The 15,814-nt window shown below is 63.5% G+C and carries 13 protein-coding genes; 4 read left to right on the top strand and 9 right to left on the bottom strand.

What is annotated here, in order from left to right; genetic code table 11:
• Positions 1-221 precede the first annotated feature (221 nt).
• The 3 genes from VKS22_11625 (at position 222) to VKS22_11615 (ending at position 2,955) form a co-directional block, all read left to right on the top strand.
• Positions 222-623 (top strand): choice-of-anchor tandem repeat GloVer-containing protein, encoded by a 402-nt coding sequence (locus VKS22_11625; protein HLW71258.1) that lies wholly within the window; start codon positions 222-224, stop codon positions 621-623.
• Positions 624-871: 248 nt separating this feature from the next.
• Positions 872-2,176 (top strand): LLM class flavin-dependent oxidoreductase, encoded by a 1,305-nt coding sequence (locus VKS22_11620; protein ID HLW71257.1) that lies wholly within the window; start codon positions 872-874, stop codon positions 2,174-2,176.
• Positions 2,173-2,955, top strand: a complete 783-nt coding sequence (locus tag VKS22_11615; protein ID HLW71256.1) for an alpha/beta fold hydrolase — start codon at positions 2,173-2,175, stop codon at positions 2,953-2,955. Before VKS22_11620 ends, VKS22_11615 begins: the two co-directional genes overlap by 4 nt.
• Positions 2,956-3,060: 105 nt before the next feature.
• On the opposite strand, the gene tkt is transcribed toward VKS22_11615, so the two are convergent.
• From tkt to hpnK, 7 genes are all read right to left on the bottom strand, one after another.
• A complete protein-coding gene (gene tkt / locus VKS22_11610) occupies positions 3,061-5,082 on the bottom strand; it encodes a transketolase (protein ID HLW71255.1) in 2,022 nt (673 codons plus the stop codon).
• Between the two features lie 54 nt (positions 5,083-5,136).
• On the bottom strand, positions 5,137-5,517 hold the full coding sequence (locus VKS22_11605; GenBank protein HLW71254.1) for a hypothetical protein: 381 nt from the start codon (positions 5,515-5,517) through the stop codon (positions 5,137-5,139).
• Between the two features lie 123 nt (positions 5,518-5,640).
• A complete protein-coding gene (gene gltX, locus VKS22_11600) occupies positions 5,641-7,080 on the bottom strand; it encodes a glutamate--tRNA ligase (protein ID HLW71253.1) in 1,440 nt (479 codons plus the stop codon).
• 12 nt (positions 7,081-7,092) lie between these two features.
• On the bottom strand, positions 7,093-8,625 hold the full coding sequence (gene guaA / locus VKS22_11595; GenBank protein HLW71252.1) for a glutamine-hydrolyzing GMP synthase: 1,533 nt from the start codon (positions 8,623-8,625) through the stop codon (positions 7,093-7,095).
• A 479-nt stretch (positions 8,626-9,104) separates the two neighbouring features.
• On the bottom strand, positions 9,105-9,407 hold the full coding sequence (locus tag VKS22_11590) for a hypothetical protein (protein HLW71251.1): 303 nt from the start codon (positions 9,405-9,407) through the stop codon (positions 9,105-9,107).
• 66 nt (positions 9,408-9,473) lie between these two features.
• Positions 9,474-12,050 carry a M1 family metallopeptidase gene (locus tag VKS22_11585; protein ID HLW71250.1) on the bottom strand — a complete coding sequence of 859 codons (2,577 nt, stop codon included), beginning with the start codon at positions 12,048-12,050 and terminating at the stop codon, positions 9,474-9,476.
• Between the two features lie 94 nt (positions 12,051-12,144).
• Positions 12,145-13,062, bottom strand: coding sequence for a hopanoid biosynthesis-associated protein HpnK (gene hpnK / locus VKS22_11580; GenBank protein ID HLW71249.1), 918 nt, complete (start codon positions 13,060-13,062; stop codon positions 12,145-12,147).
• Between the two features lie 68 nt (positions 13,063-13,130).
• Here hpnK and VKS22_11575 point away from each other — a divergent pair, with 68 nt between their 5' ends.
• Positions 13,131-13,877 carry a hypothetical protein gene (locus tag VKS22_11575; protein ID HLW71248.1) on the top strand — a complete coding sequence of 249 codons (747 nt, stop codon included), beginning with the start codon at positions 13,131-13,133 and terminating at the stop codon, positions 13,875-13,877.
• Positions 13,878-13,900: 23 nt separating this feature from the next.
• On the opposite strand, the gene VKS22_11570 is transcribed toward VKS22_11575, so the two are convergent.
• Positions 13,901-14,800 carry a carotenoid biosynthesis protein gene (locus VKS22_11570; protein HLW71247.1) on the bottom strand — a complete coding sequence of 300 codons (900 nt, stop codon included), beginning with the start codon at positions 14,798-14,800 and terminating at the stop codon, positions 13,901-13,903.
• 1 nt (position 14,801) lies between these two features.
• Complete coding sequence (gene hpnA / locus VKS22_11565; protein HLW71246.1) at positions 14,802-15,812, bottom strand: hopanoid-associated sugar epimerase; 1,011 nt, start codon at positions 15,810-15,812, stop codon at positions 14,802-14,804.
• Between the last annotated feature and the right edge of the window lie 2 nt (positions 15,813-15,814).

Here is a 15,814-nt window from a genome sequence, read left to right as displayed (position 1 = left end):
GATCAGGTGGCGTATCGCGATCTCGGGTCGCTCTACTTCGCCCGCATGGATAAGGAGCGGACCGCGCAACGTCTCGCGCGTCGCATCAAAGAACTCGGCTACGAGGTCGAAATTCGCAAAGCCGCCTGAGTTTCTTGGTAGGCAAGAATGGGACCCTCTATGAAACGACCATCGCGGGAGGCTCGGCGACCTGCGCCTTCGGAGGCTACGGATGTGGCACGGTGTTCGCCCTAACGCCGCCAGTCACCATCGGCGGGACTTGGACCGAGACCGTCCTCCACTCTTTCGCCGGCAGCGAAGGCGACAGCAACGATGGCGCTTACCCTCAGGGCCTGCTTGTCGCGGCGAATGGCACGCTCTATGGCACGACTGGAGGGGGCGGGTTACTAACCTTTCCGGCCTGCGATACCGGCTGCGGCACGGTGTTTGCCTTGGCCCCGCCAGCCATCGCGGGCGGGGCTTGGAGCGAGACCATACTTCACTCCTTCAGCCGCAGCGCAGACGATGGCGTCATGGGCTTTCCGGGAAGTAACCTGGTCGCTGACGCGAACGGAGTACTCTACGGGACGACCTCGGTGGGCGGCGCGTTTGGCCAAGGCACGGTGTTCTCGGTAACCCCGTAATCGGCGAAACTTCGGATGCATGGTGCTGCGAGCGCACAGCAAATCGGCGGACTGCGGCCGGCCGTTCTCATTTCAGCGCGCAGATTAAGAATCAAGAATGCTGACGCAGCTCCAGGAGGCAGGCGAGTCCGCGAGCCGCGGCCTTGGTCAAAGCTCGCCTGCTCGCTCCACTTCGTTCCGCTAGTGTTATGCCAACATCTGCGATAACTTTCCTTCACGGCTGCCGTCAGTTCTCCCGGAGACTCCCTATGAAATTCACCTGGTTCCATCTGATGCCCTACCGCTTCCTGCCGGAGAACTTCAAGGACAAGTATCGCAGCGTCTGGGTCGACATCCCCCGCGATCTCTACGATCCCAAGCTCGGCCATCGGCTCTATAACGACTACCTCGATCAGCTCGAATTTGCCGATCAGATGGGCTTCGACGGCCTCGGCGTCAACGAACATCATCAAAACGCCTACGGCCTCATGCCCTCGCCCAACATCATGGGCGCCGCGATGGCGCGCCGGACGCGCCATGCGAATCTGGTCGTGCTGGGCAACTCGATCGCGCTTTACAATCCGCCGGTGCGCGTCGCCGAGGAGTTCGCGATGCTCGACGTGATCAGCGGCGGCCGCCTGGTCGCCGGCTTTCCGGTCGGGACCTCGATGGATACCAACTTCTGCTATGGCGAAGTGCCGGCAACGCTGCGCGAGAAGTACCGCGAAGCCCACGATCTCATCATTCGCGCCTGGACGGAGCCGGACGTCTTCGCCTTCAACGGCAAGTTCTCCAAGTTGCGCTACGTCAATTTGTGGCCGAAGCCGCTCCAGCAACCCCATCCGCCGATCTGGGTGCCGGGCGGCGGCTCGGTCGAGACCTGGGATTTCTGCGCCGAGTTCGGTTATCAGTACAGCTTTCTGTCGTACTTCGGTTATATCGCGGGCAAGAAGGTCGCCGATGGTTACTGGAACGTGATGGCGAAAAAGAACAAGCCGCTCAATCCCTACAGCATGGGCTTTGCGCAGGTGGTCGCGGTCGCCGAGACCGACGAGCAGGCCGAGCGCGACTACGCGCCGCACATGGATTATTTCTACAATCGCTGCCTGCACGTCTATCAGGGCTTCGCCGACGCCCCGGGCTATCGCACCGAGAGCACGATTCGCGCGGGCTTTCTCGCGCAGGTCGGCGGGGCGGCCGGGCTGCGCCGCGAGGGCCTCACGTGGAAGGACTTCGTCGATCAGGGCTATATCATCGCGGGCTCACCGGCCACCGTGCGCGACCGCCTGCGCGAGGCGATGAAGAGCCTCAACTGCGGCCATCTGATGATTCTCCAGCAGATCGGCTCGATGCCGCCCGAGCTGGTGCGCAAGAACACCGAGCTCTTCGCGCGCGAAGTGATGCCGCAGATGCGCGATCTGTGGAGCGACTGGGAGGACAAGTGGTCGCCGCGACCGCTGCCGGAAAGTGAGCGCGCGATGCCCGCGCCGCTCGACTTCAATCGCGATGGCTCGAACGGAACGACGGCTCATGCGGCCAACGGCCATGCGCATCCGGGGAGTGTCGCGAAATGAAGGAACTACGGCGCATCGCCAACGGACGCTTCACTATCGAGCTGCAACTCATCGGCACCGGTGAGCCGCTCCTGTACCTCCACGGCGCAGGCGGATTGCTCGGGGCCGATCCCTTCCTCGATGCGCTCGGTCATCATTTCAAGGTGATCGCGCCCCATCTGCCGGGCTATGGAGAATCGACCGGCGTCGAGCATATCGACGACCTTTTCGACGTCATCCTGATGTACCATCAGTTGCTCGACGAGATGGGCGTCGCGAGCGCGCACGTCGTCGGTCATTCGATGGGCGGGATGCTGGCGGCGGAGTTCGCCGCGCTCGACGTTCATCGCGTCAAGAAGCTCGTACTGGTGACGCCGGCCGGCTTCTGGCTCGACGAGCATCCGATTCCCGACGTTTTCGCAATGGAGTTGCCTGAGCTGGCGGCTCATCTGTTCCATGATCCAAATTCCGCGATGGCGCAGATGTTCACGGCGGTTCCCACCGACATGAAGCTGCTCGAAGCGATGTATGTCGAGCGCGTCAAGCGCTTTACGCAGGCGAGCAAGTTCCTCTGGCCGATTCCGGATCGCGGACTCAAGCGACGCGCTTGGCGGATCGCCGCGCCGACGCTGGTGATGATGGGCGAATCCGATCGCCTGATTCCGCCGATCTACGCGAACGAGTTCACCAGCCGGATCAGAAACGCGCGGGCCGTGACGATGAAGGCGGCCGGGCACATGCCGATGTACGAGCAGCCCGACGAATTCGTCAAGACGGTCCGCGAGTTCCTGCGCAGTTGATCTATACGCGGGCGGGGTCTGCCACTTTCGTCATTCTGAGCGCAGCGAAGAATCCCGGATTCTTGCATCCGGGCGCCTTCCGTTCTGAACACTACCTTAGACAGGTTATCCTTCCAACACATTCAGGGCGTGGGCGATGACATTTTCCGGGGTGAAGCCGAAATGCTTCATGACCTCCGGTCCCGGACCGGAAGCGCCGAAGGTGGTCATCCCGACGATGCCGCCGTCGAGTCCGACCCACTGATACCATGACATCGGCGCGCCCGCTTCGATCGCGAGTCGGCGGGTCACCGAGGGCGGCAGGACGGAATCGCGATACGCCTGATCCTGCTGCGCAAAGAGCTCGCAGCTCGGCATGCTGACGACCCGTACTGCATGGCCGCGTTTTTCCAGTTCAGGCTTGGCGGCGACGGCGAGCTGCACTTCGGAGCCGGTCGCGATCAGAATAATCGCCGGGCTCTTGCCGGCGGTCTCGGTCAGCACGTAAGCGCCGCGCGCGAGTCCCGCTGCGGGCGCCATCACGGTCCGATCAACAGTCGGTAGTTTCTGCCGCGACAGCGCGAGCATCAGCGGACCCGTCTTATGCGTCATCGTGACGCGCCAGGCCTCGACCGCTTCGTTGGCGTCAGCCGGCCGAATCACCGTCAGGCCCGGAATTGCGCGGAGACTGCTGAGCTGCTCGACTGGCTGATGAGTCGGACCGTCCTCGCCCACGCCAATCGAGTCGTGGGTAAAGACGAAAACCACCTGCAGGCCCATCAGCGCCGCGAGCCGAATCGCGGGACGGCAGTAGTCGGTGAAAACCATGAAGCTCGAGCCGTAGGGAATGAGGCCGCCGTGCAAGGCGATGCCGTTGAGAATCGCGCCCATCGCGTGCTCGCGGATGCCGAAATGGAGATTGCGGCCGCCGTAGTTGTGGCGCTCGAAATCGCCGCCTTCCTTAATGTCTGTGAAGGTTGATTCGTTAAGATCCGCCGAACCGCCGAAGAGGGCGGGCACGCGACCAGCGATCGCCAGCTCGGCGCGCGACCCTGATTCGCGCGTCGCCAGCGCGTCCTTGGGGGTAAAGACCGGCAGGTCCTGATCCCATCCGGCGGGCAACTCGCCGGCGAGCGCCGCGTTGAACTCCTTCGCGTCGTCAGGATGTTCCTTCGCATAGCCGGCGAAGTCGCGGCTCCAGCGCTGCTCAAGCTCCCCGCCGCGCGGAACCGCTCGCCGAAACTCCGCGAGCGCCTCTTCCGGAACGTAGAACGCGGGCTCGACCGGCCAACCATAGAATTGCTTGGTGAGCTTGACCTCCTCGACGCCGAGCGCCTGGCCATGGGCCTTCGAAGTATCCTGGCGATTCGGGCTGCCGTAACCGATATGGCTGTGCACCCGGATGAACGACGGCCGATCCTTCTCGGCGATCGCATTGGTGAGGGCGCGCGAAAGCGCGTCGAGATCGTTGGCGTCCTCGACCGCCTGCGTATGCCAGCCGTAGGCGTCGAAGCGCCGGACGACGTCCTCGGAAAAAGCCAGGTCGGTGTGACCGTCGATCGTGACGTGGTTATCGTCGTAGAGGTAGACGAGGTTGCCGAGACCGAGATGTCCGGCGAGCGAGCCCGCCTCGCTCGTGATGCCTTCCATCATGTCGCCGTCGCCGCAGATGCAGAAGATGCGATGGTCGAACAGGCCCGAGCCGCCGCGCTCGAAGCGGGCTTCGAGGTGTTTGGCCGCGATCGCCATCCCGACCCCGTTGGCAAAGCCCTGGCCGAGCGGGCCGGTCGTGGTTTCGACGCCGGGGGTGAGGTGACTTTCGGGATGGCCCGGGGTCCGGCTGCCAAGCTGCCGAAAGTGTTGAATATCGTCGAGCGTAAGATCGTAGCCGGTCAGATAGAGCGAGGCATAGAGCAGCATCGAGCCGTGGCCGGCCGAGAGTACGAAGCGGTCGCGCCCGTACCAATGCGGATTCTTCGGGTTGTGGCGCATGAAGCGGGTGAAGAGCAGATAGGCCACCGGCGCCATCCCCATCGGCATCCCCGGATGGCCGGAGTTGGCCTTCTGCACCGCGTCGATCGCGAGCACGCGAATCGAATTGATGCAGCGTTGGTCGAGCGAACCCTTAATCTCAGGTGCGGCTGCCACAGCAATAAACACTCCCTTCGTTGGGTCTGATTATGGTTAGGTCGCGTTGGCGAATTACCAGTCGCTGTCGGGATCGTCCTTCGGATCGCCGGCGCGATGGCGAATGAAGTTGATGGTCTCTTTGGCGGCGCCTTTGTCGCCGAGGTTCAGCGCCGCAGTGAAGCGGTCGGCGATCAGTTTCATCACGATGCCCTCGGAGGGATCGAGTTGGCCGGCGAGCGCCGATAGACGTTCCATCGCCAGCCGGATCGTATCGAGCGCGGCCGGCAGGTCTCCGTTCGCGCGCAGTGCGGTGGCCTCGACGAGCCGGGCGCGCACCTCGGCGATTACCGGTCGCGCCGCCGGGCCGATCGTGACTTCGAGCTCGCGCAGCGCCGCGGCCAGCGGGCCGAAAGCGTCGAGATTGTTACCGAAATCCATGAGGGATTGTCCCACTTTTTTTCAGTGGATTGCGAGGTCCGCGCTCCGTTGTCGCGCTGGATGCTTTCGCGTGAAACGTTCTAACAAGCTTATGCGGGTGGGCGGTGCAAAGTGAAGTTTCACCCTTTGACGCGATCTTCAGAAGGATAATGCCGACTGCAGGCGGGCGACCGTGCGGGAGCGGCCGAGGACTGCGATCACTTCATAAATTCCGGGACTGACAGTACCGCCAGTCAGGGCGACACGCACCGGTTGGGCGAGCTGGCCGAGCTTGAGCTCGTATTTCGCGAGCACGCGTTCAAAGACGGTCTGGATTGCAAGCTCCGTAAAGTCGTCACCGAGCGCGTGGAGGTCCGCCGCAAGCGTTGTCAGCGGCTCGGCCATCTCGGGCTTGAGGAACTTCGCCGCGGCCTTCAGGTCAATGGTGATGGCGTCGTTGAGGTAGAAGCCCGCGAAATCGACCAGCTCGACGAGAGTCTTGGCGCGTTCGCGCAGCGTCGCGATCATTTTGCAGAGCCAGGCGTCGTCGCCGGGCACGGTCCATCCGCGTTTCTCGATGAATGGGCGGACTTCGCGCGCGAGCTGCTCGAGCGGGCGTTCTTTCATGTAATGAAAGTTAAGCCAGAGCAGCTTCTCGGCGTTGAAGATGCCGGCCGACTTGCCACACTCGGCGAAGTCGAAATAGTCGAACATCTCCTGCAGTGAAAAGATTTCCTGATCGCCGTGCGACCAACCGAGGCGGACGAGGTAATTGAGCAGCGCCTCGGGGAAATAGCCGAGGTCGCGATAGGCAAAGACGGAAGTCGCGCCGTGACGCTTCGAGAGCTTTTGGCCGTCGGCCCCCATCACCATCGGGAGGTGCGCATACGCGGGCGGCGTCAGGCCGAGGGCGTAGAAAATCTGCATCTGGCGCGGGGTATTCGGCAGATGGTCGTCGCCGCGCACGACGTGTGTGATGCCAAAGTCGGCATCGTCGAGCACAGTCGCGAAGTTGTAGGTCGGCACGCCGTCGGAGCGGAAGATAATCAGGTCGTCGAGCTCGCTGTTGGCGAAGACGGCGCGGCCCTTGATTAGATCGTCGACGACGGTTTCGCCCTCGCGCGGCGAACGGAAGCGAATCGTGTAGTTGCGGCCGGCCGACTTGTCGGGCAGTTCAATCTTCGCGAGATCAGCGGGCGGCGTGCGATCGCGACAGCGGCCGTCGTAGCCCGGCTTGCGATGCTCGCGCTGGGCCTGCTGGCGCATCGCGTCGAGCTCGGCGGCGGAACAATAGCAGGGGTAGGCCTTACCGGCGCGCAACACTTGGAGAGCGCTCGCGCGATAACGTTCAAAACGGTTCGACTGGAAATATTTCGAATCGGGCGGACCCTCGTCCCACGTAACGCCGAGCCAGCGGAGGCTCTCGAGGATTTCGTCGAGGGATTCGGCGGTCGACCTTTCTACATCGGTGTCGTCGATGCGCAGAATAAAGACGCCGTGATTGTGGCGCGCGAAGAGATAGGCGAAGAGCCCCGAACGGACGTTGCCGATATGCAATGCCCCGGTGGGACTTGGGGCGTAACGGGTGCGAACGGTCATGACAGGGCCGCGCTACTCCCACTCGATCGTGGCGGGCGGTTTCGAAGTGATGTCGTACACGACGCGGTTGACGCCGCGCACTTCATTGGTAATCCGGTTGGAGACGCGCGCCAGAAAAGCTGGATCGAGCCGCGCCCAATCGGCGGTCATGCCGTCCTGCGACTCGACCGCGCGGATCGCGATGACGCTTTCGTAGCTGCGGCCGTCGCCCATCACGCCGACGGTCTTGAGCGGCAGCAGCACCGCGAAGGCTTGCCAAATCGCGACGCCGAGCTGAGCTGCGGCGACTTCTTCCATGACGATTTGATCGGCGCGCCGTAGCAGTTCGAGGCGCTCGCGCGTGACCTCGCCGACGATGCGGACGGCGAGCCCCGGGCCGGGAAAGGGCTCGCGTTCGACGATCTCCGCGCCGAGGCCGAGCTCGCGTCCGACCCCGCGCACTTCGTCCTTGAACAGCTCGCGCAGCGGTTCGAGCAGTTCGAGCTTCATCCGTTCGGGCAAGCCGCCGACGTTGTGATGACTCTTGATCATCGCCGACGGGCCCTTGGCGGAAACTGATTCGATGACGTCGGGATAGAGGGTGCCCTGACCAAGGTAACGAGCGCCGACCAAGGCCGCGGCCTCTTTCTCAAAAACATCGATAAACGTATGGCCGATGATGCGGCGTTTTTGTTCCGGGTCGAATACGCCCGCGAGGCGTTCGAGAAACAGCGCGGAGGCGTCGACAACTTTGAGTGCGAGTCCCAGGCGATGAGCGAAAGTCTCTTCCATCCGCGCGCGTTCGCCCGCGCGCAGCAGTGCGGTATCGACGAAGACGCATTTCAGGCGATCACCGATCGCGCGATGAATCAGGGCGGCGGCGACGGAGGAATCAACCCCGCCCGAGAGCGCCATCAGAACCTGATCGCGCGGACCGACGCGAGCGTGGATCGCAGCCAACTGGCTCTCGACGAAGCTCGCCATCGTCCAGTCGCCGGGCTCGCCGCAGATGCCGCGGACGAAATTGCTCAGTACCTGCGCGCCGGAGGGCGTATGCACGACTTCGGGGTGGAACTGGATACCGCGCATCCGGCCGTCCAGCGTGCGAATCGCGGCGTAGGGCGAATTCGCGCTGTGCGCGATCGCGCAGGCCGAAGGGGGCAGGGCCTCGACGCGATCACCGTGACTCATCCAGACTTGATGTTGATGACCGGTGAGGCCGTCGAACAGCGGATCGGCTTCGTCGATCGTCAACGTCGCCGGGCCGTACTCGCGCGAATGCGCACCCGCGCTGTGAGCTCCCAGATGAGCGGCGATGACGTACATGCCGTAGCAGATGCCGAGGACGGGACATCCGGCGTCGAGCACCTCGTCGCTGATATCCGGGGCGCCGGAGTCGTAAAGACTCGCCGGGCCGCCCGACAGGATGATCCCGCGCGGGCGCATCGCGCACAGTTTGGCGGGCGCGAGATTGTAGGGATGAATCTCGCAGTAGACGCGCGCTTCGCGCACCCGCCGCGCGATGAGCTGCGTGTACTGACTGCCGAAATCGAGGATGAGGATCACGAGCTACGCCTTGGGGAGTTAATATAGCGGATGACGGATGGCGTCCGAAGCGCGAGCGACGTTTGTATCGACCGACACGCATTCATCGGCGCTGCGCGTCCGATGCTTGCCCTCTCACTGATTAGGGAGAGGGATGTGAAGAGTCCCGGCGGCACCAACTGGTTCTAAAAGCGTGGGCTGGCGCGGCGTGGAAATCAGTGCTGCGGCATTTTGTCGCGTCCTGGCGGGCGGATGTGCAGGACAAAAACTGTCGAGCTGTCTTCCTCAATCTCGAGATGATGCGATAGACGTTGGGCTTTCTGCCATAGAGCAAATGTCGTAGGGAGCGATCTTCAGGAGCGACGGGGCTCGGTTGGGGCGGTGCTCTGGGCTGTTGATGGCCGTTTCGTCCCGTGGAACCATCGCGCCGCACCCGCTGTGTCGCGGCCTCGATACGCAGATAGATGCGGGCCAGATCGCGCAGAGCGCGCCCCGTCATCTCAACGCGATAGGCCATGCTCGCGCCGGAAGGATTTCAGAGCTTCTCGCGCGTGCATCACACGGCCTTTAGCCACATCCTCGCGGCCCTGCCGGATGCCTTCTTTGGCGTCGGCTTGGGCCGCGAGATCGAGCAAACGTTGATAGGCTTCCGCGTCCTGCACGACGGCGGCGGCCTTATCATTGACGGTCAGCACCACCGGGCGTTGCGTTTTTTTAAGCTGTTGAAGAAACGCGGCGGAAGGTTCCGAAACGTGGTCAGCGCCTGAATGTCCCGGGTGATGTCCATCTGTGATTTGCTCCATGACAGTACCTTAAAAGGTATTCTGCCATGATCGTTGGGCCGGGTTACAAAGGATTTATCATACGGGTTAACCTCGCAGCGAGGCTTCGAGCTTGGCGCCTTCGCGGCGGCGGAATTCGACAGCGACTGCGAGCCGTTCGAGATGCTGATCGATGATCTTGCCGCCGAGCCGAACCTTGTGCTGCTCAAAGAAGGCGTTGACCTCATCCTGGCGATCGAGCAGGCCCACGATCGCCTCGCACATCCGCGGCAGGGCGCTGTCGGGGTACTTGTCGATCATCGCGTCCCAGTTCCTGCGGACAAACTCCCAGGCTTCGTAGCGCGAAGTCGAATTGTAGAGGAGCGAATGCATCAGGAAGGGTGCGTTCTGCGTGCGCACCTCGCCGTTGAGGGTCATCGCCATTGTTTGCCGCAACACTTCGATTCCGGGGAAACCGGCCAGCGAGAAGAGGTAGCGCTGCTCTTCCTGCGGAGTGCGGGCCGACTTAAAGTGTTGCTTGAACTCTGCGTAACGGGCGGCGTCGCCGCAATGGGCGAGAATCGCAATCAACGCCGGGACCAAATCGCGATCGGCGCTCGCCGGATTGCGGTCCCATTCCGTGTAAAGCTCGGCCGCCTTGCTTTGGATCGCCGGGTCGTTGCCGAGCGTGCCGAGCATACTCATCAGGTTGCCGCGCAACTGACGGGTCAGTTCGTCGTCGCCGGAGCTCGCTTGCCAGCCGAGCCGCGCGGCGGCGGGTCCGAAGATCGTGCGCACCGCGTCGGCCAATTGCGCGCGCTGCGCGTCCGTCACGATCATATCAAGATAGTTGAAGGCGCCGAGCAACGCGCGCCAGACATTGAGATCGGTTTCGTCGCGGAACAGCCGCGCCATCGCGAGAAAGTCGCTGAGCGGGGTGAGACCCGCGACGGTCGCCGCCCAGGTGTCGCTGACCAGTCCGAAACGCTCGATCGGCTGGAGCTGGTCGCGGCTTATGGTCAACGCGTGGAGTAGGTCGGCGGCATAACGGACGCGAAAGAAGCCGCTGCCGTTCTCATTGACCAGCGCCCATTCGACTTTGCCCGGCAGCTCGAGCGTCGCCTCCGCGCCAGTCATCAGGACGCGATGAGTGGAGATGCCTTTATCGGTGCGGACGCGCACGATCAGCGGAACATGCCAGAGTTGGGCTTCGGCTGATTCAGGCGGCAGATAGAAAAAGCGGCGCTGCATAAAGCGGAGCGATTTTTGATCGGGCGCTGCAGCGACGCTGATCACCGGAAAGCCCTGCTGGAAAATCCACGTATCCATCATCGAGCGCACCGGCTGGCCCGAGGACTCCTGCAAGGCGTCCCAGAGGTCGCCGGTTTCGGTATTGGCGTACTGGTGTCTCTTCAGATACCGCGAGATGCCCTTGCGAAACTGCTCTGCGCCCAGGTACTGCTCGAGCATCCGCAGCACCGCGGCGCCCTTCTCGTAGGTCAGGATGTCGAACATTGAGCGGCAGTCTTCGGGACTGAGCACGGTGTACTCGATGGAGCGGGTGCTCTTGAGCGCGTCGATCGCCATCGCGGCGGCGCGCGAGACGCCGAAACTGTCCCAGCGTTTCCAGTGCGGTTTCCACGCGTCGACGGCGAGCATCTCCATGAAGGTGGCGAAGGCCTCGTTCAGCCAGATGCCGTTCCACCACTTCATCGTGACGAGATCGCCGAACCACATGTGCGCGTTTTCGTGCGCGACGACGTCGGCGACGCGTTCGAGCTCGGCGCGCGACGCGGTCTTCTCGTCGGCCAGCAGGGCGGTTTCGCGAAAGGTGATGGCGCCCAGATTTTCCATCGCACCGGCGGCAAAGTCCGGGATCGCGATCAGATCGAGCTTGTCGCCGGGATACGGGATGTCGTAATAGTCGGCGAAGAATTTCAGGGAGAATGCGCCGATTTGCGCGGCCCACGGCGTCAGCGCGCGTTTGCCCGGCACATGCACGACGCGCAAAGGCGTGCCGGCGTCAATCGGTGCGGTCGCCTCGAACTCGCCGACGATGAAGGCCAGCAGGTAGGTGGACATCTTGATGGTGTCCTTGAAGACGACTTCCTTCTTGCCGCCGCCGAGCGCGCGCTCGCTCGCGATGCCCGCGTTCGACAGCGCCGAAAGTCCTTCGTCGACAATCAGCGTCACGCTGTAAACTGCCTTGAGCGCGGGTTCGTCCCAGCAGGGGAAGGCGCGGCGCGCGTCGGTGGCCTCGAACTGCGTGGTCGCGAGCTTATGGGTTTTGCCTGCGGCGTCGGTGTATTGACTGCGATAAAAGCCGTGGAGCTTGTCGTTGAGGATGCCGTTGAACTTGACGCGCAGTGTCCAGTCGCCGGACTCAAGCGTCTCAGCGAAGTGCAGATGAGCGCGCTCGCGCTCGGCTTCGAGTTCGACCCGGATCGCGCGTATGGTCTTGCCCGCGCGCTCGACTGTGGCCTCGTCGAGCGTAAGTTCGAGCGCGTTGAGGACGATTTCGCTGGTCGCGGCGTGCACCTTGATTGCGACCGTTTCCTCGCCGGCAAAGGTGTACGCCACCAGGTCAGGCGTCAGTCTGAGTTCGTAGCGCTCGGGCGTGACGGTGGCCGGCAGACGGTGCTCGAGGGCTTTATCTGCGCTGAGCGTGGTTTCCTGATCAAACATCGGGCCCCCTTCTCTCGTGCTGAATTCTGTAACGGCGTAACTGCATTTTAGTTGGAAAGCGCCCGCGAGTTAACCACGCGAAGATCGCGTTGCGCTAGCGCGATGCCGCAAAGCTCGTCAGCGCCACGCCGGCGGAATCGAGCGCGGCGCGGACCTTAGCACTGATAAGCATCCGCACCTCAGCTTGCGCCTCGGTGGGCGGGGGCGTCGCGCCGATATCCTCTGCTGGATGAAAGTAGATCTCCGTGATACCGGGCCGCAGTCTCCGGATTATGCCGATGAGATAGCGCTCGGAAAGATGGCCGCTCTGATGGAGTCCGAAGAGCCAGTCGGTGGTGCGGATGGCGCAGCTCTCGAGCCGGCGGCGCAGTCTTCGCGACAGCGCGCGAAAAATGATCGCCTCGACGAGTTTCCGCGCCATGTGATCGCGCGCGAGCGCGAGCGTGGTGAAGACCGGTTCACGCGGGATCCGGATGCACGGGATGCGATACTCGGCGGCGAGTTCCATCAGGATATTGACGATCACTGGATGAGCGTGAAAGTTCAGATGACCGTCGAGATGGTTCAGATAACCGACGAGCTGCAAGTGCAGCTCGATTTGCGCCCGAATTTCGCGGGTGAGCATCGCGCGCATTCGCCGATTGAAAAAATAGCGCATCCCGGCCAGTGTTGGATTTTGGGCAAACGCTCCTGTCGTGTCCACGAGTCCCGCCAAATCGGCGGGCGCCGTCACCGCGAAACCGCGGCAGACCACGAGATGCAGCCCAACGTCGAGCGTCGGGGTTGCGCGCGCGATCGCCGCGGCTTCATCGCGCGCGGCGCCGGCGACTATCAGGCTGGTCGCGGTCAGGATACCCTCGCGATGCGCTCGCACCACGCCCGCGTTGACTTCGCGCGAGAGGCCGAAGTCGTCGGCGGTGATGATCACGGCCTTGCCCGCGCGCGCGGCGCGGCCGTCAGGATTGAACGAGGCCGCAGCGCTGCCGATGCCCGGCTTGATTAGACAGGCCACTCGCGCAATTTTGCTTGCATCGTGAACAACGCTCAAGCGGCTACGCGCAACGCGCAAACGGGCCGAAGATGATTCTGATCTTCTGCGCCTTCGGAGGCGAGTACGGACCGCTGCGGGCGCGGCTGCGCAATCCCGTAAATCTGGACGGGGGCTTGCGCGGCGCGCGAGGTGAGCTCAGCGGGCGCGCGGCCACGATCGTGGTCTCGGGCGTCGGGCTCCGACGGGCGCGGGAGACCGCGGCGCGCGCCTTCGCAACGATTGCCGGGATCGACACCGTCATCCTGACAGGAGTAGCCGGGGCGCTGCACGGCGATCTGAAAATCGGCGGCGTGGTGATTGGCGAGCGGCTGACGCTGCGCCGCGAGCTGGAGTTCGCGGCGGCCCACACAATCGAAGTCGCGCCGGAGCTCGTCGAAAAGCTGGCGACCGCTCTGCGACGAGTCGGAATTGATCATATGCGCGGCACGATTTTGACGTCGCGCCGCGCGATCGCGACTGCGGCCGACAAACTTCGGGCGCAGGGCGCGTTCGACGCGATCGCGGTTGATATGGAGAGCGCAGTCATCGCCGACGAAGCCACGCGGCGCGGACTGCCGTTCATTTGCGTCAGGACGATCATGGACACCGCGGCCCAGAACCTTGAAGGCGCGATGCTCGCCGACGACGACGGCCGCGTTCGCGTGCTGAAAGCGACACGCGCATTGATCGGCAATCCGCGCATGATCGGCGCCTCGATCCGCCTCCTGCGGAATCTGCGCGTCGCCACCGCTGCGATGGTCGAGGCGGTCGAAGCGGTCGCCGCCCATCGCGACTGAGCGGCATCGCTTGAGGCTGGCTTTTATTGCGTGCGCCGCGCGGCGCCGGTCATGACTTCGCCAAGGCGCGAGGGAACGTCCCGTCGAGCGCCGTAGGGAAAATCCTCCAGGTGACGCGCGCGCGCAGCGGCGTCGCCGTAAGAATCGGGCCGCGTCAGGATGTGAAGCGTGAGCACAGCCATCGGCAGATAGATGAACACTCCAGCCCACGCCACGGGCGCGGCGCCAATCGTGAACAGCATCGTGAGGCCGAAACCGACGATACCAAAGTAGAGCAGGGGACCGAGGAGCGCGCGCGAGGGGAAATCGGGCCACGCGCCGAACGGCTTCGCACCGCTACGGTTCAGGCGAGCGTCGAGCGCCTGAAAGATCGCGATACTGATCGCGGCGACGAAATACCAACCGACGTAGTTGCTAATCGGCACGCCGAAGTGCGGCCCCGGCGGGTCGTACCAGAAAATCCGGCCGAGGAACCAGCGCGCGCCGCGCACGCTCAGCGGATCGGCGACCATATCGACCATCACCATGAACAGCGCCGCCATCAGCCAGACGCGCGGCGCGCGGCGGATTTTCCAGGTATCAAGGAGCCGCAGATCGCAGCCCTCCCGCTCGAGTGGCGCGCACAGCATCAGCGCGACGGTATAGCTCGCGAAACCGAGAAAGGTGAAAGAGAGCGAATCAAACAGGGGCACGCCGGCGACCCAGATTTCGCGGCCGCGCGTCGCCTCGACGTAATGATAGAGACCGAAGGGGAAGCCGTTGTGCACGGAACTCCATTCGCACAGGAGGGCTACGGAGTAGGTGAGGAGCGTGAACAGCAGCGTAGTCCAGACGCCGAAGTTGATGATCGCGACGAACAAAAACGCCGCGAGAAAGACGAAGACGTAGGGACGCAGCGCGATAGTCGAAAACAGGAGAGCCATGTCATTCCGCCGCGGCTGCCTGCGCCATCCCAGTGCGCCGGAAAAAACTGATCGCCCGCGCGAGGCCGTCGTCGAGCGGGGTGGTCGTGTAGCCGAGTTCCGCGCGCGCCTTGGTCGAATCGAAGAACATTATTTTGTGCGCCATGCGGACTTCCGTCAGGCTGGCGCGCGGTGCGCGATGGGTCACCGTTCGCGCGACCGCCTCGGCCGCGAGCGCGAAGCTCCAGGCGACGGCATAGGGAATTTTCAGGCGCGGCGCGCGCAGTCCCGAAAGTCGCGCCAGCCGCTTCAGCATCTCGGCCAGGGTGACGTTCTCACCGCCCAGAATATATTTTTCGCCGATCCGGCCGCGCTCGGCGGCCAGGAGATGGCCGCGCGCGACGTCCTCGACGCAAGCGAGATTCAAGCCGGTCTCCATATAGGCCGGCATACGGCGATTGAGAAAATCCACAATGATGCGGCCCGTTGGCGTCGGCTTGTAATCGAACGGACCAATGGGCGTCGAGGGATTCACGATGACGATCGGCACGCCCTCGCGCGCCGCCCGCAGCGCTTCCAGTTCGGCGAGAAACTTCGAGCGCTTATAGGGGCCAACCATGTTTTCGAGTCCGACCGGCGTATCTTCGCGACCGATGCCATCGGCGCCCAGCCCGAGCGCGCCGACGGTGCTGGTATGCACCAGGCGTCGCACGCCGGCCGCGCGCGCGGCAGCGATCACGTTGCGGGTGCCGTCAACATTGGCGGCGTACATCGGCGCCTCATCGACCACCCACAGCCGATAGTCGGCCGCGACGTGATAAATCTCGTCGCATCCGCGCGCCGCCGCGGCGAGCGATCCGGCGTCGCGCAGATCGCCATAGACCGGCTCGTACTCGACGCCTTCGAGCCCGCACCGATCCGACTCGCGCCGGATGAAGGCGCGCACCTGGACACCGTCAGCGGCCAGGGCGCGCGCGACGTGGCATCCCACGAAGCCGTTCGCGCCGGTGACCAGTGCAATCCGCGCAGTCATCC

Source organism: Candidatus Binataceae bacterium, assembly GCA_035308025.1.
Taxonomy (GTDB): Bacteria; Desulfobacterota; Binatia; order Binatales; family Binataceae; genus JAJPHI01.
The sequence above is the reverse complement of the archived record's forward strand: the minus strand, read 5'-3'. Positions and strand labels throughout refer to the sequence as shown.

Coding starts and splice junctions, on each gene's coding strand:
- VKS22_11620 (HLW71257.1), top strand. CDS start 872: ATGAAATTCACCTGGTTCCATCTGATGCCCTACCGCTTCCTGCCGGAG.
- VKS22_11615 (HLW71256.1), top strand. CDS start 2,173: ATGAAGGAACTACGGCGCATCGCCAACGGACGCTTCACTATCGAGCTG.
- gltX (HLW71253.1), bottom strand. CDS start 7,080: ATGACCGTTCGCACCCGTTACGCCCCAAGTCCCACCGGGGCATTGCAT.
- VKS22_11590 (HLW71251.1), bottom strand. CDS start 9,407: ATGGAGCAAATCACAGATGGACATCACCCGGGACATTCAGGCGCTGAC.
- VKS22_11585 (HLW71250.1), bottom strand. CDS start 12,050: ATGTTTGATCAGGAAACCACGCTCAGCGCAGATAAAGCCCTCGAGCAC.
- VKS22_11575 (HLW71248.1), top strand. CDS start 13,131: ATGATTCTGATCTTCTGCGCCTTCGGAGGCGAGTACGGACCGCTGCGG.
- VKS22_11570 (HLW71247.1), bottom strand. CDS start 14,800: ATGGCTCTCCTGTTTTCGACTATCGCGCTGCGTCCCTACGTCTTCGTC.
- hpnA (HLW71246.1), bottom strand. CDS start 15,812: ATGACTGCGCGGATTGCACTGGTCACCGGCGCGAACGGCTTCGTGGGA.